Source organism: Candidatus Palauibacter sp., assembly GCF_965216145.1.
In the GTDB taxonomy this organism is placed as follows: domain Bacteria; phylum Gemmatimonadota; class Gemmatimonadetes; order Palauibacterales; family Palauibacteraceae; genus Palauibacter.
The window spans coordinates 2,997,842-3,018,553 of record NZ_OZ244149.1 but is presented as its reverse complement, the minus strand read 5'-3'; the positions used below and the strand labels follow the sequence as shown (position 1 = coordinate 3,018,553).

Annotated in this window: 16 protein-coding genes and 2 pseudogenes; 9 read left to right on the top strand and 9 right to left on the bottom strand. The window is 67.3% G+C overall.

Annotated features, from left to right (window positions below; translation table 11 throughout):
• Nucleotides 1-228: 228 nt before the first annotated feature.
• Entirely contained in the window at nt 229-618 is a 390-nt protein-coding gene (locus ACOOHF_RS12815) for a hypothetical protein (RefSeq protein WP_419935233.1), read from the top strand.
• A 73-nt stretch (nt 619-691) separates the two neighbouring features.
• Here the strand turns inward: ACOOHF_RS12815 and ACOOHF_RS12810 are convergent, their stop codons facing one another.
• A complete protein-coding gene (locus ACOOHF_RS12810) occupies nt 692-1,021 on the bottom strand; it encodes a hypothetical protein (protein WP_419935232.1) in 330 nt (109 codons plus the stop codon).
• Between the two features lie 170 nt (nt 1,022-1,191).
• Here ACOOHF_RS12810 and ACOOHF_RS12805 point away from each other — a divergent pair, with 170 nt between their 5' ends.
• The gene (locus tag ACOOHF_RS12805; protein ID WP_420461995.1) at nt 1,192-3,075 is read left to right on the top strand and encodes a KGGVGR-motif variant AAA ATPase; all 1,884 of its coding nucleotides are present in this window, start codon (nt 1,192-1,194) and stop codon (nt 3,073-3,075) included.
• A 140-nt stretch (nt 3,076-3,215) separates the two neighbouring features.
• Here ACOOHF_RS12805 and ACOOHF_RS12800 read toward each other — a convergent pair whose 3' ends face one another.
• The 4 genes from ACOOHF_RS12800 to ACOOHF_RS12785 all read right to left on the bottom strand — a co-directional run bounded on the left by ACOOHF_RS12800 (nt 3,216) and on the right by ACOOHF_RS12785 (nt 11,111).
• Nucleotides 3,216-6,626: an amidohydrolase family protein gene (locus tag ACOOHF_RS12800; RefSeq protein ID WP_420461994.1), complete on the bottom strand. Its 3,411-nt coding sequence runs from the start codon at nt 6,624-6,626 to the stop codon at nt 3,216-3,218.
• Nucleotides 6,623-7,717 carry an endonuclease/exonuclease/phosphatase family protein gene (locus ACOOHF_RS12795; RefSeq protein ID WP_420461993.1) on the bottom strand — a complete coding sequence of 365 codons (1,095 nt, stop codon included), beginning with the start codon at nt 7,715-7,717 and terminating at the stop codon, nt 6,623-6,625. Before ACOOHF_RS12795 ends, ACOOHF_RS12800 begins: the two co-directional genes overlap by 4 nt.
• 85 nt (nt 7,718-7,802) lie before the next feature.
• Nucleotides 7,803-9,026, bottom strand: coding sequence for a CaiB/BaiF CoA transferase family protein (locus tag ACOOHF_RS12790; RefSeq protein ID WP_420461992.1), 1,224 nt, complete (start codon nt 9,024-9,026; stop codon nt 7,803-7,805).
• Between the two features lie 48 nt (nt 9,027-9,074).
• Complete coding sequence (locus ACOOHF_RS12785; RefSeq protein ID WP_420461991.1) at nt 9,075-11,111, bottom strand: S9 family peptidase; 2,037 nt, start codon at nt 11,109-11,111, stop codon at nt 9,075-9,077.
• A gap of 181 nt (nt 11,112-11,292) precedes the next feature.
• Between ACOOHF_RS12785 and ACOOHF_RS12780 the strand changes: the two genes are divergently transcribed.
• Nucleotides 11,293-13,068, top strand: a complete 1,776-nt coding sequence (locus tag ACOOHF_RS12780; protein ID WP_420461990.1) for an N-acyl-D-amino-acid deacylase family protein — start codon at nt 11,293-11,295, stop codon at nt 13,066-13,068.
• Here the strand turns inward: ACOOHF_RS12780 and ACOOHF_RS12775 are convergent.
• The gene (locus ACOOHF_RS12775) at nt 13,065-13,502 is read right to left on the bottom strand and encodes a type II toxin-antitoxin system VapC family toxin (RefSeq protein WP_420461989.1); all 438 of its coding nucleotides are present in this window, start codon (nt 13,500-13,502) and stop codon (nt 13,065-13,067) included. The two genes, ACOOHF_RS12780 and ACOOHF_RS12775, sit on opposite strands and share 4 nt — an antisense overlap.
• Nucleotides 13,483-13,737 carry a type II toxin-antitoxin system Phd/YefM family antitoxin gene (locus ACOOHF_RS12770; RefSeq protein ID WP_419935226.1) on the bottom strand — a complete coding sequence of 85 codons (255 nt, stop codon included), beginning with the start codon at nt 13,735-13,737 and terminating at the stop codon, nt 13,483-13,485. Before ACOOHF_RS12770 ends, ACOOHF_RS12775 begins: the two co-directional genes overlap by 20 nt.
• 143 nt (nt 13,738-13,880) lie before the next feature.
• Between ACOOHF_RS12770 and ACOOHF_RS12765 the strand changes: the two genes are divergently transcribed.
• From ACOOHF_RS12765 to ACOOHF_RS12745, 5 genes are all read left to right on the top strand, one after another.
• Nucleotides 13,881-14,180, top strand: a complete 300-nt coding sequence (locus ACOOHF_RS12765; RefSeq protein WP_419935225.1) for a type II toxin-antitoxin system Phd/YefM family antitoxin — start codon at nt 13,881-13,883, stop codon at nt 14,178-14,180.
• Entirely contained in the window at nt 14,177-14,596 is a 420-nt protein-coding gene (locus ACOOHF_RS12760; RefSeq protein WP_420461988.1) for a type II toxin-antitoxin system VapC family toxin, read from the top strand. Before ACOOHF_RS12765 ends, ACOOHF_RS12760 begins: the two co-directional genes overlap by 4 nt.
• Nucleotides 14,597-14,670: 74 nt before the next feature.
• Nucleotides 14,671-16,797, top strand: a complete 2,127-nt coding sequence (locus ACOOHF_RS12755) for a PQQ-dependent dehydrogenase, methanol/ethanol family (RefSeq protein WP_420461987.1) — start codon at nt 14,671-14,673, stop codon at nt 16,795-16,797.
• Between the two features lie 52 nt (nt 16,798-16,849).
• A complete protein-coding gene (locus tag ACOOHF_RS12750; protein ID WP_419935222.1) occupies nt 16,850-17,293 on the top strand; it encodes a RidA family protein in 444 nt (147 codons plus the stop codon).
• A 13-nt stretch (nt 17,294-17,306) separates the two neighbouring features.
• Nucleotides 17,307-18,203, top strand: a complete 897-nt coding sequence (locus ACOOHF_RS12745; RefSeq protein WP_420464369.1) for a Kdo hydroxylase family protein — start codon at nt 17,307-17,309, stop codon at nt 18,201-18,203.
• Between the two features lie 35 nt (nt 18,204-18,238).
• Here ACOOHF_RS12745 and ACOOHF_RS12740 read toward each other — a convergent pair whose 3' ends face one another.
• Nucleotides 18,239-20,086: a gamma-glutamyltransferase family protein gene (locus ACOOHF_RS12740; RefSeq protein ID WP_420461986.1), complete on the bottom strand. Its 1,848-nt coding sequence runs from the start codon at nt 20,084-20,086 to the stop codon at nt 18,239-18,241.
• Nucleotides 20,087-20,249: 163 nt separating this feature from the next.
• Nucleotides 20,250-20,348 (bottom strand): annotated as a pseudogene (locus ACOOHF_RS12735) (thymidine kinase); the annotation flags it as partial.
• Between the two features lie 221 nt (nt 20,349-20,569).
• Between ACOOHF_RS12735 and ACOOHF_RS12730 the strand changes: the two are divergent.
• Nucleotides 20,570-20,683: pseudogene (locus ACOOHF_RS12730) on the top strand (Kdo hydroxylase family protein); the annotation flags it as partial.
• Between the last annotated feature and the right edge of the window lie 29 nt (nt 20,684-20,712).

The window sequence follows — 20,712 nt, the reverse complement described above, 5'->3', positions numbered from 1 at the left end:
CGAACGTCTCCCCCTAGACACGAGGGACACGAGACAGGGTTGCGCTGGACGTGGTATCGTAGGCGGGACGTTGCTGCGGGAACGCCTCATCCGCTACCCGGGGGACCCTTGCTTCCTCCGGCGGGTACCTTTCGCTCGATGAGATCATATGATATCCTTTTCGCCAAACTAAGAGGCTAACGCAATCCATGTACAGGCTGCTGCGCTATCATATGATCGGTGCCTCGCATGAGAGCAGCCCAGGATCGCCCCAGCGCGGGCGAGGCCGACAAGCATTCCGAGATACGCCGCCAGTTCATCACGCTGATCCGGACGGGTCGACGGACGCGCGCTTACACAGCGAAGCGACCAACCGATGTGCGCTTCCGGCAGGTGCTTCATCCCGAGTCTCGTTCTCCGTTGACCGAAAGCGGCATGTGGAGAGAGATCGCACGCCTCCTCGAGTCGGAAATCCCGTTAACGGCTATCGTGTTGGACCAACCTCCGGGGGAGAATGCTTGGGTCTTCTGCGCGAGGCTCGCCCCCGATTTGCCGTTAATTTACGTGAAGCTGCAAATGCGCGGCGGGAGCACGGTCCTCCTGCGCAGTTTCCACGCGAGCGAGCACGACCATGACTAGAATCGCTTCCAAGCCAACCGTTCTCCGTGAAATTGACGGACCTGACTCCTGCGAGATGTGTGGAACTCCGGGACTAAAGACGGAACGCGTTCGAAACCCGTTCATCTACGGCATAGGGTCCGACGCGGTGGAACTCACCGCCGACATCCCCGTTCACACGTGCAAGAGTTGCGCTGTCTCGTTCACGGGCGAAGACGCCGAGGTCATAGAGCATGACGTCGTCTGCCGACACCTTGGTGTTCTGACACCCGATGAGATCCGTGCCCTTCGCGACCGCTACGGCATGTCCCGCGCTGCTTTCGCACGACTGACCGGCTTCGGCGAGGCAACCCTCGCCCGGTGGGAACGCCGCGAACTGATTCAGAACACATCCTGCGATCGCTATCTTCAGTTGTTGCGCCATCCTCCCAACGTGGATCGCCTCCGCGCGTCAGCGGACGAGAAGAGTTCGCCCGGCACGCAGAGCGCAGTCGGGACCCGCGCCTCAATCCGTTTGGTTCGCCTCTCCCCGGAGCTTCAAGGCACATACCGCCGCAGGGCCAGCGGTTGGAGCCCCCGGAGCGCGGTCGCCTGATGTACGTAGCCACGTTCTATTCCTTCAAGGGAGGCGTCGGCCGTACTCTAGCCTTGCTCAATGTGGCTTACGAGATGGCCCAGTCGGGACTCAGGGTACTCGTCGTCGATTTTGATCTTGAGGCACCCGCAATCCATGCTGACCGTTGGAAGTCGACTCCGAGCGGAACCACCGAGACGGACGTGGGCGCCAGTTTCGATCACCCTGGCATCATCGAGTACGTCAGCACCTATATGGAGTCCATGCGGGCCCCAGAGGTTTCTGACCACATCGTGGATGCTACTCCTGACAACTGCAGCGGTGCGATTTCACTAATGCCTGCCGGGCGCATCGACGAAAGCTACGGCAGTCGGCTGAACGCAATTGACTGGAATGAACTCTACGTCGACTACGACGGATACGTGATGTTTGAGGACATGAGAGCGCAGTGGGAAGCGCTCCATGTCGACTATGTTCTCCTGGATTCCCGTACTGGCTTCACCGATGTCGGCGGCATTTGTACACGCCACCTGCCGGATGCCGTCGTGACGCTGTTTCGACCGGACGACCAGAGTTTGCGTGGGATGAAGGGAGTCGTGCAATCCATACGTAACGAGGGCACGACGCCACGACGGCAGCAGCCCGTCGCCTTGCATTTTGTTATGGCCTCGATTCCGGACGCCGACGATGAGGACGGAATTCTGGCGAGGCATCGTCGAGCCTTCCGAACGGCACTCTCCATCCCGCCCGGGCGCCTGCTTGAAGTCAGGCAGTACCAGAGCATGGATCTGCTGACCCAGCCCATCTACACGCGAACCCGGCCTCGCACATCGCTCGCCGGTTCGTATCGAGAACTCACGGAGAAGATACGCGCCCTCAATGTACACGACAGAGATGGAGTCCTCGACTATCTCACGGACGCGGGGAAGGGCGGACCCGACCCGCACGATGAGACGTACCTCGGGCGGATACGGCAGGAGTACGCGGAGGACGCCGGCGTGCTGGGCGAACTGGCAGAAACCAGCTACTGCCGTGGTTCGATTCTCGACGCAGCTGATCTGTTCGAGAGAATGGCCGACTTGGGATCTCTGAGCAAGAGACATCAGATGAGACTCGCCGAGTCTCGCCATGTTACAGGTGACCACGAGGGGGCCGCCAAAGCCCTGATGATGTTCTTCCAGAGTCCAGTTGACGACTCTTCTCCTGAGGTCAACTCCGGTCTCATCTTCCGAGGCCTCAACATGTTGGAAGCCCGAAGGGAAGACCGCGGCATCTACTTGGACGGGAGCCCCGTAATCAGTGTCTTATCGTCCTCTCACCAAGCCGAAGTCGCCGAGGGCTTGGATCTGTCCCCCCCCGAGAGACGTGTAGCTGCCGCAATCTTCGAGCGGATCCTACGCGATGGCGACGTATCCCCCGAAATCAGAGACGGTTGGGAATGGGGTCTTGCCTTTGCCTGCATGGCGATTGCCCGCTTTGCGGAGGCTCGAGCGTTCTTCGAACGCGCAATCAACGAGAACCTGAACGTTGCCCCAATACCGACAACTTTCAATCTGGCGATGGCCATGTGGGCGGAGAGCGGCGAACCCAACGCCGAGACGTTCAGGCAGGTGTTGAAAGCACTCGACGTCGAGGAGGACAAGTCGCCTTGGCTCGATGATGCAAACGGTCTTCAGGCGCTCGCGGTAGCCGCCTGGTTCGGGGGGCGGCTGGATGACGCCGACGCATATTTGGATGCGGCCGAGGAAGTCATTCGAGGCAACCGGAGCGCTATCAGTTGCTGGTCCTACACGCGCGTACCACACAAGCGGTTCCATGATCATTGTGAAGAGATCCACCGCCTACTCTCGGGTGAGGACCTAAAGCCAGATTTTATTCGGAGCCCTCGGGGACCAGAGAGCTAAGCCAGCCGAGCCGTCCTATCACGCCCTTTGCATCAAGCGGCAGTTGGTCTTCTCCGGGCCTCGGAAGAGGAGGGCGGAAAGACTGCAGCTCCAAGCGACAAATCGCGTGACAAGTCGGGAGATGGCCCGTCGATCGATGTTCAATCACGGCTCCCTGCGTCGGGTTCGTCGGTAACGAAGCCTCGGTAGCCCAGCGGGCGCTGGCGGGGCCAGACCTCGTCGAGGGTCCCGGCTTCGAACAGGCGTCCGTTGATCATGACGCGCTCGATCGCAAGAGAGTTGCGCAGGTCGTCGAGCGGGTTGCGCGACAGGATCAGGATGTCGGCGAGTTTGCCTGGCTCGATCGAGCCGAGCTCGCGCTCGAGGCCGATGCCGTTCGCCCCGAAGATGGTGGCGGACTTGAGGGCGTCGTGGTTGGACATGCCGCCGGAGGCGACCATCCACAGCTCCCAGTGATACGCGAGACCCTGGAGCTGGCCGTGGCTGCCGATGCCCGCGAACCCGCCTTCGGCGACGACCTCGGCCAGGAAAGCGGCGTTCTCCTCGAACACGAACTCCTCCGGCACGGCCCAGCCTACCGCTCCCGAGGCACCGGCGCGGCGGCGCGTGCGGGCGTCCAGCGTCTCGTGCGGAGTGAACCGGGCCAGGCGCGGATGGTCGTGGACGTTCTCGCGCGTGAACCAGTAGATCTCGCCCATCGGTCCGCCGAACGAGACGACGAGCGTGGGCGTGTTCACGACCTTCGTCTCGGAGAACAGCCGGACGACGTCACCGTGCAGCGGATAGACGGGCAGATTGTGCTCGATCCCGGGGTAGCCGTCCATGGCGTGTGTGAGGTCGAGCTGCAGGTCCAGCCCGGCCTCGGTCGTCGGCATGAGTTCCAGCTCGCGGGCGGCCATGACCAGCCACTGCCGCTGCTGGCGATTGCCGGCGAGATACATCTTGAACGTCTGCGTTCCGTAGTAGTCCGAGTAGCGGGTGAGGATGTCCCGCGCGTGGTCGAGGTCGCGGATCGGCTCGCCGGGCTGATAGTTGCCGAACACGCCGGGGCCGGTGGAATAGATGCGGGGGCCGAGGATGTCGCCGGCCCGCACGCGGTCGGCGTACGTGAGGACGTCGGACACGCCGGTCTGGGGGTCGCGCGTCGTCGTCACGCCGAACGCGAGGTTCGCGAGGTAGCCCCACGGCTGTGTGGTGTGGATGCCCGCCGGCGGGCGCAGATGCGCGTGTGTATCCACGAAACCGGGCATGATCGTCATGCCGCTCACGTCCCGGGTCTCGGCGTCGTCGGGGACGGCGAGCGTGCCGGAAGGCCCCACGGCGGCGATGCGGTTCCCGTCGATGAGCACATCGCCGCGCTCGATCACTTCGTCGCCCCGCATGGTGATGATCCGGGCACCGCTGAGCAGCAGCCTGCCCTCGGGCAGATCGCGATCCACAGGCAATTCGACGCGCACCTCCACGGGGCGGTAGCGCGCCTCGTCCCGCTCCGCCGCGGCGGCACCTGCCGTGTCGGCCGCGGCCTCCGCGTCCGCCGCATCCTCTTCCGCCTCCAGCGCCGCCAAGCTGTCGTTGACCGCGCGCGCCCGGGCCAGATCGTAGCGGAAGTACGCGTTCCCCAGCGCCCACACCACCGTCCCGCCATCGGCGCTCCAGGAGGGGAACTCCCCGCCGAACTCCGTCACGCGCGTGACGGGTACCGCCGCCCCGTCCGGGTCCTGCACCGAGATCGTCGGCGCCTCGGCGCCCACCCGTGGCACGGTCACCACGTACAGATCGTTGCCTACCTTGGCCAGCGCGCGCTCGCCGGCCGGCGAGACCTCGATCGACGAGGCGTTGGCGGGCGAGCCGCCGCGGGTGGCCGAGAAACCTGTCACCTTGAGGTGCTCCCTCTCGTCGGTGCCGTCCCAGCGGACGGAGACGAGGCCGCGCGAACCCGCGTGCAGGTAGATCCGATCGGGCTGATCGCGCCGAAAATGCGGTCCCGAGCGGCCGAGCGCCTCGGCCACGACCGTCGCGCCGCCCCCCTCCGTGTCGTACCACGCGATGTCGGTCTGGCTCCCCGCCCCGCCCGTGAGCCGCGCGCGCACCGGCGCCTGGAGCAGCACGATGCGGCCCCCGTCCGGCGACCAGGCGGGAGACCGCATGAAGCGCGGGAGATCGGACACCCGCCGCGCCGCGCCCTCATCCGGCGACACGGACCACAGGTAGCCCCCCTCCGGCTCGTCCCAGCTCACAACCGCCAACGTCTCCCCATCCAGCGACCAGGAGGGCTCCGCGAGCCCGCCTTCGATCTCCTCGCCGACCCGCCTCGGAACCCCGACGTCCGCGTCCATCACGTAGAGGCGCCCCAGCGCCGTGAAGGCGACCTGACTCCCGTCGGGGGAGAGGGCGATGTCCCGGATCTGGCGCACCTGGAAGGTCGGCGTGTCTTCGACCGGATAGTCGAAGTCGAGGCGCGGGCCGACATGGAGCGCCACGTCGACCTCGAACGGAATCTCGGCCGCCTCGCCGCCGTCCGCTTCTTGCATTCCTTCCACCGGAACCCGCCACAGCCGGCCGCCGTGGGAGAGGACGACCGCCGCCCCGTCGGGCGTGAAGGCGTAGCCCGGGAGGAGGTCGAGCGTGGCGCGGCTCTCCATGTCGTCGCGCTGCACGGGGTAGGCGAGCCAGCGCTCTTCTCCCGTCGCGATGTCGCGGGCGCGGAGGCCCGTCGCATCCTCGTGGCGCGTGCCGTAGACGAGCGTCCCGCCGTCCGGAGAAACCGCAGGCCGCAAGCCGGACCCGTACCGGCTCGTCAGCGTCGCGCGGCGCCCCGACTCGCGGTCGTACCGGGTGAGCTGGTACTTCGGAAAAGCCGCGTCGTACGTCCAGTCGCCCGTCCCCTCCGCGAGGTAGATGTAGCGGCCGGTGGGATCGAAGGCGGCCCCGATCGCCTTCAGGTTGTCGGGTTCGTCGATGAGGGCGATGCCGCTTCCGCCGTCGCGGTGGAAGAGCCAGGGCTTGGCCGCCCCGCCGAGCGGGCTGTAGGTGCGCGACGCCACGAGATAGTCGCCGTCGGGCGACCACTCGGGCGACGTGTACAGGTTGTCGTTGCCGCGCGTGACCTGCGTCGTGTCGGTGCCATCGAGGCTGAGGACCCAGAGGTTCTGTCCCCCGCTCCGGTCGGACACGAACACGATCTCCGAGCCGTCGGGGCTGAAGCGCGGCTGGCTCTCGAAGGCGGGCCCGGTCAGCAGCGGCGTGGCCGTGCCCCCCTCGATGGGCAGCGTGTAGAGATCGCCGAGGAGGTCGAAGACCAGCGTGGCGCCGTCCGGGCTCACGTCGACCGACATCCACGAACCCCGGTCCGTCCGGAAGCGGATCTCCCGCGTGGGCTCGAGCGGGAGCCCTTCCGTCGCGAGCCCACCGCTGTCGGCCGGCGCCTCTTGCGCCCAGGCCCCCGAAACTGCCCCGAGACCGCATGGGGCGGCGAGAGATGCCGCGACCACGGCACACGACCGGGTGACCAGCACCACAGAACCGGTCCGTCCGAAATGTTCCGGGTTCATTTCAACCCTCCCATGGGATGAAGACGGAGATCGACGCGGACCGTGGCATGGTCGGATCCGGCTTCGACCGCTGCCTCGTAGTCGTGCGCAACCCTCTCGACGCTGAAGTGCTCCGAGACAAACACATAGTCGAATCGGTCGGGTTGCGGCCTTTTCTTGCTCCCGCGGACGTAGGTAACCGCCAAGGGACCTTCCGGGCGCTCCTTTAGAGCAAGGGCATACTCGTGAGGGTTGTGGGCGAGATAGTCCAGGTAGCCATCGCGCAGACCGTGAGGTGGCTCATTGCTGAAGAAGAGGTTCTCGAGGTACCAGTCGTCGCTTCCGAGTTCTGGCGGGGGACGCGGCTGGAGCCCCGTTTCCAAGTTCCAGTGATTGCCATCAAACCCGAAAATGACGGGACCCGCGAGTCCCTCCAGATAAGAGATGATACCGGTGTAGCCGGCCATCTTGTACTCCGCGCCCTGACCGGCCGCGTTGGGGGCGTGCCAGCTGATGGCGCGAAACTCCATCCCGTCCGGACTCTGGATCACGGCGCCGACCCCTCGCTCGTACCTTGGCAGATCGCGCACCGGTTCCGCGTCGACGATCGTGAAGTCACCGCGTGTAAGTATCGCCGCTCCATGCGCCCACCCGCGCGGCCGGGACAGCCAGTCGATCCCGAAGGCTGAGCTTCGCGGCGCGACCTCCGCTTTGAGCGCGTCCCTCGCGTGCCTCGAGACCTCTTGAAGCAGGAATACGTCCCAGTCCAGCGCGGCGACACGGCGCGCGAGCCTTCCAGCCCTCCCTGCCCCGGGGTATTTCAGGTTCCATGACACAGCGTGGACCTGGGGCGCGGCTTCCGCCTGCTGCTTCACGCAAAGCTGGCACATGCACTCGACGGTCTCTCTGGATGCGGGGCCGAGGAGCTTGCCGAGTCGCCACCCGAGGTTGTCCCAGGTCAGTCTCCCCAGAGCCTTCTCGCCGTAGTTGACGCCTCTCACCGCCTTTGCCCAGCCGACCTTGAATCGTGCGCCGCGATGGCCCGAGTCGCAGGGATTGGTGCGGCGCGCATCGGTATCGAAGCTGAGCCCATCGGACGTCGTGTCCTTCATGTCTCCTGGTCCTTTTCCAGACCCGTAGTTGGCGGGGTCCGAGACGTTCCCGCGGGAACGTCTCGAATTTGTACTTTTCCTGTCCCTAATCCGTACCGATCACGGCCTCCGCCGCGAGGCGGGAGACCTCCGCCTCGGAGAGTTCGAGCACATCGGTGAGGATGCGTCGCGTGTCCCGGCCCAGCCTGGGCGCGGGATTCACCGGCACATCGGGGGCGTCGGAGGTGAGGAGCGGCGTGCGGACGAACTGGAGTTCGCCCAGTCCTTCGTATTCGACGGAGACCCTTACGCCGCGCGCCTCCAGTTGCGGGCAGGCGAGGAGGTCGTCGGAGGTCTGCACCGGCCCCGCGGGGACGCCCACCTCCTGGAGCCGTCGTACCGCCTCGTCCCGGGTGAGGTTCGCGAACACGGGTCCGACGACCTCGTCGAGGAACGCGCGGTTCTCGGTGCGGGCCGCGGGGGAATCGCAGCGGGGATCGTCCAGCAGGTCGGGGCGGTTCAGCATGCGGCAGAATCGACGCCACATGATGTCGTCCGGGACCGTGAAGGCGACGTAGCCGTCGCTCACCGACAGGAGGCCGCGCGGGTAGAAACCCGGCGCGTCGCCGCGCGCCGGCCGCGCCCCCGTGTTGGCGGCCAGCGAGATCATGCGCTCGTTCAGCGACAACACGCCATCGTACATGGCGGAATCCACGAACTGCCCCCGCCCCGTCACGCTACGCCGGTAGAGCGCCATCGAGACGCCGTGCGCCGCGGCCATCCCCGCGTAGAGGTCGGGCATCCCGTAGATCGAAGGGGACGGGGGCTTGTCGGCGAAGCCGATCATGTGCATGACCCCGCCCATCGCCTCGGCCACGACGTCGAACGACGGCCAATCCCCGTACGGCCCTTCGCGCCCGGGCAGGCGCCCGAAACCGGACACCGCCGCGTAGATCAGCCCCGGGGTCACCTTCGACAGCGCCTCGTAGCCGAGCCCCATGCGGTCCACCGACCCCGGCCGCAGGTTCTCAACCACGATGTCGGACTTCGCCACGAGGGCCCGGTAGAGATCGCGCCCCTCGTCGCTCTTCAGGTTGAGGGCGAGGGACTTCTTGTTCCGGTTGTAGGCCATGAAACCGACGCCCATGCGGACGCCGTTCCGCTCGACGAAGGGGGGGATGGACCGGCGCGGGTCCCCGACCCCCGGCCGTTCGATCTTGATCACTTCGGCCCCCGCATCCGCCAGTAGCAGCGTGCAGTAGGGGGCAGACATGTATTGCTCGAGCGCGAGAACGCGGACGCCCGCCAGCAGGCGGCCCGAGTCGCTCATGCGTGGTCTCCCGGGTTCAAGGAGGTCGGTTCGAGAGTCGAGTCGAGATCAGCTCGTGGTGGGCGTCGTCCGGTACTTGTCGAACCACGCTACGATGTTCGCGATCTTCGCCATGAGTTGGCTCGGGCGGCGGCTCATGTCGTGCGAGGCGCCCGGGAGCCGGATCACGGCCGTGTCGATCCCGCGCAGCTTGAGCGCGTGGAACATCTGGTACGACTCCGACAGCGGCGTCCGCAGGTCCTCCTCGCCCGTGATGATGAGGGTGGGCGTGGTCACGTTCCCCACCAGCGACAGGGGCGAGAACTCCCAGTACGGCTCCGGGTTCTCCCACGGCAGCCCTTCGTAGCGGCTGAAGTAGTAGCCGTACCAGTTGTCCGCCGTGAGCGTCTTGCTGATCCAGTTCACGACGGGTTTCTGCGCCACCGCGGCCCGGAAGCGGTCGGTCTTGCCGACGATCCAGGCGGTCATGATCCCGCCGGCGCTCCCCCCGGTGACGAAGAGGTTGTCCTCGTCGATGTACCCGCGCTCGATCACGGCGTCGACCCCCGAAATGAGGTCGTCGTAGTCCTGGCCCGGGTAGTTGTGGTAGAGGAGGTCCCCGAATTCCTCGCCGTAGCTCGTGCTCCCCCGCGGGTTCGGATAGAGGACGACGTACCCGGCCGCGGCGAGAAGCTGCATCTCCGCCGAAAAACGGTCCCCGTAGTTCGAGACCGGCCCGCCGTGGATCTCGAGGATGAGGGGATAGCGGCGGCCCGGATCGAAGTCGGGCGGCTTGACGATCCACCCCTGGATGGGACGGCCGTCGAAGGAGGACTGCCACCAGATCTCCTCGACTTCACCCAGGGTGCGGTTGGCAAGCAGGTCGTCGTTCAGCGAGGTGATGCGGCGCACGCCGCGACCTCTCGCGCCCATAGCGACCTCGCCCGGGAATTCGGGCCGGGTCTGGTTGAGGGCGAAGCTCCCGTCGCGGGCGACGCTGAACGACCCGCCGCCGTAGGGCCGCCCATACGACGTGCCCCCCAGATCCTCCGCCAGCACCTCGAGTTCGCCGTCGAGCGAGACGAAGGCGACCTTCGAATTCCCCTCGTCATCGTACTGGAAGTAGACGCCGCTCCCGTCGGAGGCCCACACGGGGCTGGAGACGCTTCGGTCGAGGGCGCCCGTGAGGACGCGTGCCCCGCTCCCGTCCAGGCTCATGACCTGGAGCTGGCTCACCTGGTAGGTGCGCGTGCGGTCCTCGTAGCCGACGAAGGCGATCCGTCGTCCGTCGGGGGAGACGGCCGGACTCTGGTCGGGTCCGGGGCGGTCCGTGAGCTGTCGTACCTGCCCGTCCGCGATCGAGACGATGTAGAGTTCGGAATTGCGGTAGTCGTGGACCCAGTTCTCGTTCCGGTTCGACGAGAAGACGATGCTCCCTCCGTCCGGCGTCCACGCGGCCGGGCTCTGATGCTGGAAGTCGCCCGACGTCACCTGAGTGGGCGTCCCCCCCTCGACCGGGACGATGAAGATGTGGTCATACCCGAAGTCCAGATAGCCGACGCCGTCCTGCCGGTTCTTGAAGCGGTCCTCCATGATGGGGGGATCGGCCCACTCCGCGCCGGCGGGCGGCTGCGGAGGCGGGGCCAGGCTCGGCGCCGGGTACGGAACCCGCTTGTTGAACGTGACGTAGCGCCCGTCCGGCGACCAGCGGAGCCCGCGGGGCGACTCGATGAGCTGCGTGAGCGCGGCGTCCTCTCCGGTATCCATCCAGCGCACGCGGATCTGGCCGTCCGCCGCGTAGGCGATCCGCGTCCCGTCGGGCGACCAACGCGGGGAACCGCCCGCCCCGATCCGCCGGTGATTCGATCCGTCGGCGTTCACGACCCACAGATCGGACTTCTTCCCGTCCCGCATGATGTCCATCGACGTCCGGACGTACACGACCTGCCCGCCGTCCGGGGAGATCCGGGGGTCCGCCGCATACTCGAGTTCGAACACGTCCATGGGCTGGAAGTGCTGTTGCGCGACCGCCGACTCGGCGACCAGGGCACCCGCGGCGGCGAACAACGCCAGGGCGATCCTCTTCATCCAGCTTCTCTCATCCATCTTCAGCTCCCCGCATGGCTCGCGACCGTGAATGGGCGACGAATGGGCATAGAATGGGAACAGGCCCGGAAACATCCTCCGGATTCGACCGGCGGGCAACCACCGCGTTATTCTGCGCGTCCAGCGCAGCTTTCCGTGAACGAAAAGCCTCGGTTCCAGAGCCCGTCCCCGGGAGAATGACATGACTCGGTTTCCGGCACGGTACCCGTCCCTTTCGCCAAGGGCGACCCTCGTCCTCCTGACGCTCGCCGTCCTCGGCCCGGCGGCCGCTTCCCCCGGGCTCGCCGCGCAGGAGTACGACCTCCTCATCCGCAACGGGCGGGTGATCGACGGGACGGGGAACCCCTGGTTCGCGGCGGACATCGGCATCGTCGGGGACCGGATCGAGCGGATCGGAAACCTCCGGGACGCGACGGCCCGGCGCATCGTGGACGCGACGGGCATGTACGTCACGCCGGGCTTCATCGACCTCCATTCGCACGCGGACCGGGCGCTGACGTCCGAGCACCTGGAGGCCCGACGGGCGAAAAGCCTCAACAGCCAGGGGCTCACGACGGTCCTCGGCGGCGCGGACGGACGCACGTCGGCCTGGCCGCTCGGCGACGAGATCGCGTCTCTCCGGGAAATGGGCCACGCGATGAACTTCGTCCCCATGGTCGGGCACGGCACGGTGCGCGCCGAGGTGATGGGCGCCGACTACGAGCGGCCCGCCACGGAGGCGGAGATCGCGCGCATGCGGGAACTCGTGCGCGAGGGGATGGAGGCTGGGGCCTGGGGGCTGGGGGCCGGCGTCGAGTACCGACCCGCCCGCTTCAGCACGCCGGCGGAGGTCATCGCCCTCGCCGGAGCGGTGGCGCCCTACGACGGCTTCTACATCGCCCACCAGCGCAGCGAGGCCGAGATGCCGCTGTGGCAGCTCCCGAGCAACGCGGATGGCTGGCCGGTGGACGGCACGCAGGGGCTCGAGGAGACGGTGAACATCGCCCGCCAGACCGGAATCCGCGTCGTCGCGAGCCACCACAAGGCGCGGGGCCGGTCCAGCTTCGGGCGCTCCGGGCTCGACACGCTGCTCGTGAACCGGGCGCGCGCGGAGGGACTGGAGGTATACCTCGACGTCTATCCCTACGAGACGTTCGGGGGCGGCCCGCGTCCCATGATCCCGCGCTGGAGTCTCGTGCACGACACCATGGACACGAGCGGAGGGCGGGACAGCCCGGTCTTCAACAACGAGGGGATGTTCGACGACGCCCGGGAGCACCTGGAGCGCCGCTGGGCCGACCCCGAACTCCGGGCCCTCATCGCTCGCGACATCGCCTGGATCGTCGACCACAACGGCGGACCGGACCGGGTGCTCGTGGTCGGCTATCCCGATTCGACCTTCGTGGGCCGGACGCTGCAGGAACTGGGCAGCAAGATGGGGGTCACGTACGAGGATGTCGTCGTCCACATGGCCCTGAACGGCTACCCGGATGTCCTGGGCGGCGCGTGGACCCGGGGCTACGGTATCCACGACCTGGACATCATCAACTACTACCGGCAGGACTACACGGCCACGGCGTCGGACGCGGCCGTGAGCGGGGTCGAGGGCGTACCGCAGTTCGCCTCCCGGCCCGGCGCCCATCCCCGACATTTCGGCGCCTTCACGCGCAAGATCGCCCGCTATGTGAAGGACCTGAAGGCGATTTCCCTCCCCTTCGCCGTGCGCTCGATGACGGGACTTCCGGCGCGGATCATCGGCCTGGAGGACCGGGGGTTCCTGCGGGAGGGGTACAAGGCGGATCTCGTCGTGTTCGATCTCGAGCGCCTGCGGGACCGGGCCACGGTGCTGGAGCCGGACCTGTTCAGCGAGGGGGTCGACTACGTGATGGTGAACGGGGTGTTCACCGTGGACGTGGGCGAGTTCACCGACGAACTCCCCGGCGAGGTCATCCTGCGGCCGGGAAGCTCCGGGAATTAGCCGGCAGGGCCGGGCACCGTCTCGAACCCGGCCTGCGAGAAGTGGCGATCGGTAGTCAACGCTCGGCGGAGACCGAGTTCCCTCATGACCACGAAGCTGGTGCAGTCCGTGAACGAGAAGTCCTTGTCGCTCCATCGGAAGAACCAGCTTCGTGCTTTTTCGGCCCGCAGGGGATCGATCCATTCCCACCGGACCCGAGCACTCGCGTCGATCTGCGCCCACCATCTGGCGGCCGGCTGCAATCCCAGCCGCACACGGATCAGGGTCAGCGTTTCGTCGATCACGTAGTCGGTGGAAACGAGGAGGCCACCGGCGCGCAGGCAGGCATCGCGCACGCTCCTGCTGGCCTCGTGCATCGCGTCGCCCTCGTCGGCCATGGCCATCCAGCCCGCCGTATCGACGAAGAGCGCCGGATCAGGAGCGGGGTTCGCCATAGAGGATCCGGTCGTGGTCCGCAGCGGCGAGCCCATCCTTCGACCTTCCGACCGCCCCCGCCCCGTAGAGGGAATCCGCTTCGGCGGGACCGAGATCGAGTCCGGCGACCACGGGCACGATCCGGAACGCGGGACGGCTCCGGTAGAGGACCGTGAAATCCTCACCCTTCCTCACGCGCTCTATGATCCGACCCATTTCATGTCTGAGCGTCTTCACGTTGATCGTGGTGGACACAGGTCGTTCTCCTAAGGGGACATTGAAGATAAACTCAAGATAACTTTCATCGGATTACGATGCCGGATCAAGGGGGGTGATGGCACGATCGCGTCCGGCACCCGACGCTTGACAGACTATATCCATAGGGCCAGAATGGCGAGATGAGACGAGCCAGCGTGAGCGAAGCGAAGAACACCCTCAGTAGCCTGCTTAGCGATGTCCGTCGCGGGGAGGCGGTGTTGATCACGCACCGCGGGAAGCCCGTGGCGCGCATCGAACCCTGCGGCACGGACGACCTGGGCGCCGACCAGGCGGCCGCTGAACTCGTGCGTCGGGGCGTCGCGCCCCCCCCGCGCGCACCCCTCGATGTCGAACGTTTCCTGAATACTCCAGCCGCACGGCTGACCGAGGGCGCCACCGCCAGCGAGCTGATCGTGGCCGAGCGCAGAGAGGGCCGGTGAAATACTGGGATTCCTCGGCTCTGGTAGCGCTCCTCGTGGACGAGCCGGGAAGCGCTGAGCGCCGTGCAGCGATCCGGCAGGATCCAGCGATCGTGACGTGGTGGGGAAGCCGGATCGAATGCGCATCGGCCCTGAACCGACTGCACCGGGAGCGGCGCTTTGAGAGCGGCGGACTCGACCGGTCCCTGGAGCAGCTCCGGCGGTTGGGGGCGAGCTGGCTGGAAATCGAACCCCTGGAACAGGTCCGCAGCCGCGCGATCCGGCTGCTTCGGCTTCACCCTTTGCGAGGCGCGGACGCGCTGCAGTTGGCTGCAGCCCTGACTGCCGCGGCCGAAGACCCAAACCGGCTTGACCTCGTCAGCAGCGACGACCGGCTCTCCGACGCGGCTCGGCGCGAGGGCTTCACCGTTCTATGAACTGGTCGTGACCCGCGACATCCTACAGTGTAACGTTCAGGTTGGACTCCATCCCCCCTGATCGGGAGAGGCCCATGCGAACGCGACTCCACGCCTTGCTCCTTCTCGCTTCGGCCGCCGCCTGCACCGCGGACGCGCCGCCGCCCGAGCCGTCGAGCGTCCAGAGCGCCAGCGATGTGACCGACGCGGTCCTCGAGGCCGCCCGCCCCGACGGAAACTGGCTCACCTACGGCGGCAACTACGCGGAAGACCGCTTCAGCACGCTGAACCAGATCACGCGGGACAACGTCGACGAACTGGGCCTCGCCTGGACGTACGACATCGAACTGCGCGGCGGGGTCGAGGCCACGCCCCTCGTCGTGGGCGGCGTCATGTACATCAGTTCTCCGTGGAGCGTCGTGCACGCGATCGACACGCGGACGGGAGAGCGACTGTGGCGCCACGACCCCGGCGTTCCGCGCATCCGCGGCCGGCTCGCCTGCTGCGACGTGGTGAACCGCGGCGTGGCGCTGTACGAGGGCAAGGTGATCGTGGGCACGATCGACGGGCGCCTCATCGCGCTCGACGCGGAGACGGGCGATGTCGCCTGGGAGACGCTGACGATCGATCCGAACGAGGCCTACACCATCACCGGCGCGGTGCGCGTCGTGCAGGGACTCGCGATCATCGGCAACGGCGGGGCCGAATACGGCGTGCGCGGCTACGTCTCCGCCTACGACGCCGACGACGGTGAATTCGTGTGGCGCACCTACACGGTGCCGGGCAACCCGGCGGACGGGTTCGAGTCCGAGGCCATGCAGATGGCGGCCGAGACGTGGAGCGGGGAGTGGTGGGTCGCGGGCGGCGGCGGGACGGCCTGGGATTCGATCATCTACGACCCCGACCTCGACCTCCTCTACATCGGGACGGGTAACGGTTCCCCCTGGTCCCGGAACCTCCGCAGCCCCGGAGGCGGCGACAACCTCTTCCTCGCCTCGATCCTCGCGGTGCGGCCGCAGACGGGCGAATACGTGTGGCACTTCCAGACGACGCCCGGCGACCACTGGGACTACACGGCCGTGCAGCCGATGACGCTCGCGGATCTGGAGTTCGACGGACGCATGCGCCGCGTGATCATGCAGGCGCCGAAGAACGGGTTCTTCTACGTCCTCGATGCGGAGACCGGCGAATTCCTCTCGGGCCAGGAATACATCGTCCAGAACTGGGCCGAGGGACTCGACCTCGAAACGGGTCGGCCGACGGATCGGCCGGAAGCCGTGCACGCGGAGGTGTGGACCCTTATCACGCCGGCGGCGCTCGGAGGCCACAACTGGCAGCCGCAGTCGTTCAACCCCGAGACGGGGCTCATGTATCTCCCGATCCAGGAGGGTTGGGTCGAGCGCAGCGAGCCGCCCGACTGGGTGTACACGGACCTCCAGATCGAGAACCACCGCTTCGGGCCGAGGGTGAACAACGTGGGACACCAGAGCCGTTACGGGGCCCGGGACGATGCGGGGTTCCTCGTCGCGTGGGATCCGAAGGCACAGGAGGCTCGCTGGAGCGTCCCCCTCCTCGGCTACTGGAACGGCGGGACGGTGACGACGACGACCGGGCTCGTCTTCCAGGGCGGCGGCGACGGCCGCTTCGTTGCCTACGACGCCGAGAACGGGGACCAGCTATGGGAGATCTCGACCGGCCTCGGTATCCTCGGGGGCCCGGTGACCTACCTGGTCGACGGGCGCCAGCATGTGACGGTGGCCGCCGGCTGGGGCGGCTCACGCGGCCGGAGCGGAGCCCCTTACGGCGAAGCGGCGAACTACGAGCAGCAGGGCCGGGTCTTCACTTTCGTGCTGGGCGGGACCGGGGAGATGCCGGAGCCGCGCCGGAAGCGCCCGGTCAGCGTGCCGGCCGTCGCCATCGACCTGCCCGCCGACGCGGTTTCGCTCGAGCGCGGCGGCGAACTCTACGTGCAATATTGCCGGCACTGTCACGGGACAGGCGGCGGTTCCGAAGGCTCGATGCCGAACCTGCAGCGCGCGACGGACATCGTGCACCGCAATTTCGAGGACATCGTCCTCGGGGGGAGCCGGGAACCCCAGGGAATGCCGTCCTACGAGGGTCTGATCAACGCCGAGCAGTTGCGGCTGATCCAGGCCTACATCGTTTCGCAGGCGCGGGAGACGCTGGCGGCCCAGGAGGAGACGGCGGGCGGCGGCGACTGAACTCCCGCGGCCGAAACCGGGTCCATGACCGACAACGAGAGGAAATCAACTGATGAAGCGCTTCATCCTGGTATCGTTTCTTGCAGCCGGAGGCTTCACCGCCATGGCCCCTGATCTCTCGGCCCAGCGCGAGTACATCAACCCGCGGCACGCGAGCGAAGAAGGCGTCCTGCCCTTCAGCGGCGCCGTGTGGGTGGGGGACCTGCTCTTCGTGTCAGGGTCGCTCGGCCTCGTCGATGGCCGTCCGCCGAATGACGCCGAGGAGGAGGCCCGGGTCGTGATGGAGTCGATCAAGAGCACGGTCGAGGAGGCCGGGATCACGATGGACGACCTCGTCTCCGTGCAGGTGTTCTGCTCCGACGTGGACCTGTACGACGTGTTCAACAAGGTCTACCGGACGTACTTCACGGAGAACTTCCCGGCGCGCGCATTTCTCGGGTCGGGTCCGCTTCTGTTCGGGGCGCGGTTCGAGGTGATGGCGATCGGCGCCCGCTAGCCCGGGGCGGGATCTGGTCACCGAAGCGGGGCCCGGAGCGGGGCCCCGGCCTGATCTCGCCGACGCGCTGGAGCGGGGGGAGATCGTCTTCTTCCCCATCTCTCCGGTGGAACTCCCACCGGACAAGGACCTCGAGCGGCTGCGGCGGGACCTCCCGCGCCAGTTGCGAGCGAAGAACGTCAGCTATCACCCGGAGAGCGGGCGTCTCCGCGGCGTCAAGGGCGCCGGAGGGCTGCGGGACGCCGTTCTCGACACGCTCACCGCGCACGGCGCCAGGGTTCGCGCCTTCCTGCGGGCGTGCATGCCGACGCTCACCGAGGGGTGGACCGTGGGCACGACGAGCTTCCGACCGATGCAGGAACGCGGCCGCGGCCTCTCCGCGCACGCGAGCAACGAACTGATTCACTTCGACGCCGGCGCCTACGGGGCGACGGACGGCGACCGGATCCTTCGCTTCTTCGTGAACGTGAACCCCGAGGAGGACCGTGTGTGGTGCACCAAGGGGACGTTTCCCGAGGTGTTCGCGCGCTACGGGGCCGAGGCGGGGCTGGCCGGCGGCGGCTCGCTCGAGCGGGGACCTCTGGACCGTCTCCGCGGCCGCCTGTTGCGGGGGATCGCGAAGGCGGGGCTCGGGGAGGCGGTGCTGGCGGACTCCAGTCCGTACGACCGGATCATGCGGCGCTTCCACAACTACATGAAGGACACGCCATCCTTCCAGGAGCGGGACGAGACGTGGCGGGAGATCCGCTTCCCCCCCTTCTCCGCCTGGATGGTCCTCACCGACATGGTGAGCCACGCGAGCGTGTCAGGTCAGCACGCCCTCGTCGACACGTTCATCCTCCGACTGGCCGGCTGCCGCCGGCCGGAACTCGCCCCCATCAACATCCTGCGCGGGTCTGTCGGGACCTGATCGGACGCTCGCGGCCAAGGAAAGGGAATTCCGAGTCACCACCCTATGGCGTAGGCCACGCGCCGCGGATCCGCACCCGCCATGAGCGCCCCCGTCACGGCATCGAGCGTGATGCCCTGAATGCTGCCGAAGGAGTACCCGGGCGCAAGCTCCACGGTGTATCCAAACCCCTCGAGCGTCCTGACCACGTCACCGGGCAGTCGATCCTCCAGGCGGAAACGGACCTCGGCTCCGGGCTGGTAGAAGTTCGGCTCCCCGCTCAGGGTGAAGCGGGGCGCCGAGATGGCCTCCTGGATCGGCATCCCGAAGTCGAGGAGGTTCACGAGCACCTGAAACTGGGTCTGTCCGATCGTCTCGCCTCCCGGGGTCCCCAGCGCTGCATGGAACCGCCCGTCCTTGAACACGATGATGGGGGAGTTGTTGAGGATCGGAATCTGCCCGGCCCGGACGTAGTTCACGTCGTCGGGATAGGGCGATGTCGAGCCGATGCGGGTCCCGTTGTTGAAGGTCAGGCCGGTGTTCCCGACCACGACTCCCGTGCCGAAGCTCCCGCCGTGGGTAGGCGTGGCCGCGATCACGTTGCCGAACCGGTCGGCGATGGAAAAGCTGGTCGTGCTCCCCGCGTACGATGGCTCGGCAAGATGACCTCGCCGCCGTTCGGGCGCTGCCCCTCGCTCCGCGCGCGCGCTCGACTGGAATGCGTCGACCCGCACCGGATTCCCGGCCTCCGGGTACACCATCACCCCGGATGGGTCGATGAGGGATCGGCGGGCCGCCGCGTAGTCCTTCGAGAGCAACGCGTCGACAGGCACGTCGACCAGGGCGGGGTCCGCCACGTAGGCGTAGACATCGGCCTTCGCGACCTTGATCGCCTCCGACAGCAGGTGGATGGTCTCGGCACTTCCCGCGCCCAGGGCCCGCAGGTCGAACCCCTCGACGAGGTTCAGTTGCATCGTCACCTCCAGCCCTCCGCGCGACGTCGGCGGGCTGGTGTACACATCGTACCCCCGGTACGTGGTGTGGAGGGGTTCCGCCCAGATGGGCTCGTAGCGCGCGAAGTCCTCCACGGTGAAGTCGCCGCCGTTCTCCCGGTAGAAGCGGGCCATCTCCTCGGCAATGTCGCCCCGGTAGAACCGGTCGAAGGCGGCCTGGAGCGCTTCCGACCGCGTCTTTCCGGCCGCCAGGGCTATCTGCTCGGCCTCGACCACCTTCCGGAGCGTGTTCGCCAGATCGGACATGCGGAACGTCTCGCCGGGCTCGGGCACCCCCCCGAGGGGGAGGAACATGCGCCGGCTCGAAGGGAAGCTCTCGAAGAGTTCCTCTTGAGACTCGATCGCGGCCACGACGGATTCCTCGATGGGATGGCCGTCTTCGGCGTAGCCGATGGCCGGGGCGAGAACCTGCGCCAGGCTCATCGTGCCGAAGCGGTCCAGAAGCGCGATCCAGCCCCCGAAGAGGCCTGGGACGACCCCCGCGTGGATCCCCTTGTTCAACTCGTCGGCCGTGAGGCTCGAGGGATCGATGGCCAGAGGAGCGGCGCCGGTGGCCCCCAGCGAGTACACCCGGTCGGAGGCGCGGTCGTAGAGGGTCACGAACCCGTTCCCGGCCATCCCGGACATCTGTGGCCGCACCACGTTCAGCGTGGCCAGGGTCGCGACGGCGGCATCGGCGGCGTTCCCTCCGGCCATGAGCGTACGGAGACCCGCCACCGACGCCAGCGGGTGGCCGGCCGTCACCAGCCCGTTGGGGCCCGGCACCGGGGTCCGGTGCGCCAGGCGATCGGGGTACCGGTCAAGGCTCGTCTGCCGAGCCGCGGCCTCCGCCGGCAGAAGTAGGAGAAGCGTGGCGAACAGCGTGATCATCCGGATCGGGAAGCGTCTCATCAGGTCCTTCCTTTGGGCAACGTCCGAGTAAGCGTCCAGATCCCCTCCCACCCCTCCGTTCCGCGTCTCGGCAACAACTCCCTCTGCGCGCGATCTCGCCTCGGCACGTCGTGGCAACGGCGGCAGCGGGCCTCGTGGGACTCGGCGCCTCCCACCTGGATCGTCGGGCCCTCGACGGGAGCCGGATCAACTCCTCGGACTTGCCGCTGAACATGACGCCGGCGACGACCTCGATCCACCCGTGTCTCGCCCTGTGCAACATCGATCAAAAACCCAGAACGCCGTAGTTGCCGTCCAGGATCAGGCGCAGGGAGACGTAAAGTCCCAACAACGGGCATAGCACCCAGACGGCGTTCGGGGCGCCAACGTAGGTGTACAGCTCGCCCCTGGTGAGGCGGGTCTGCCTCCGCGGAGTGACGGGGCCGGGAGGGCTGCGGGGACGACCAGCTTCCGCCCGATACAGGAGCAGGGCCCTTCTCCGCCTGGATGGTGCTCGCCGACATGGTGAGCCATGCGAGCGTGTCCGGCCAGCACGCCCTCGTCGACACGTTCATCCTCCGGCTGACCGCCTGCGGTCGTCCGGAACCTGCCCCGATCAACATCCTGCGCGGGCCCCCGAGCCAAGA

Bases quoted from the DNA above. Each gene is read 5' to 3' on its own strand.
- ACOOHF_RS12800 (WP_420461994.1), bottom strand. From the start codon at position 6,626: ATGAACCCGGAACATTTCGGACGGACCGGTTCTGTGGTGCTGGTCACC.
- ACOOHF_RS12750 (WP_419935222.1), top strand. From the start codon at position 16,850: ATGAAGCGCTTCATCCTGGTATCGTTTCTTGCAGCCGGAGGCTTCACC.
- ACOOHF_RS12775 (WP_420461989.1), bottom strand. From the start codon at position 13,502: ATGGCGAACCCCGCTCCTGATCCGGCGCTCTTCGTCGATACGGCGGGC.
- ACOOHF_RS12740 (WP_420461986.1), bottom strand. From the start codon at position 20,086: ATGAGACGCTTCCCGATCCGGATGATCACGCTGTTCGCCACGCTTCTC.
- ACOOHF_RS12780 (WP_420461990.1), top strand. From the start codon at position 11,293: ATGACTCGGTTTCCGGCACGGTACCCGTCCCTTTCGCCAAGGGCGACC.
- ACOOHF_RS12765 (WP_419935225.1), top strand. From the start codon at position 13,881: ATGAGACGAGCCAGCGTGAGCGAAGCGAAGAACACCCTCAGTAGCCTG.
- ACOOHF_RS12785 (WP_420461991.1), bottom strand. From the start codon at position 11,111: ATGGATGAGAGAAGCTGGATGAAGAGGATCGCCCTGGCGTTGTTCGCC.
- ACOOHF_RS12790 (WP_420461992.1), bottom strand. From the start codon at position 9,026: ATGAGCGACTCGGGCCGCCTGCTGGCGGGCGTCCGCGTTCTCGCGCTC.
- ACOOHF_RS12795 (WP_420461993.1), bottom strand. From the start codon at position 7,717: ATGAAGGACACGACGTCCGATGGGCTCAGCTTCGATACCGATGCGCGC.
- ACOOHF_RS12805 (WP_420461995.1), top strand. From the start codon at position 1,192: ATGTACGTAGCCACGTTCTATTCCTTCAAGGGAGGCGTCGGCCGTACT.
- ACOOHF_RS12810 (WP_419935232.1), bottom strand. From the start codon at position 1,021: ATGGCGCAACAACTGAAGATAGCGATCGCAGGATGTGTTCTGAATCAG.
- ACOOHF_RS12815 (WP_419935233.1), top strand. From the start codon at position 229: ATGAGAGCAGCCCAGGATCGCCCCAGCGCGGGCGAGGCCGACAAGCAT.
- ACOOHF_RS12755 (WP_420461987.1), top strand. From the start codon at position 14,671: ATGCGAACGCGACTCCACGCCTTGCTCCTTCTCGCTTCGGCCGCCGCC.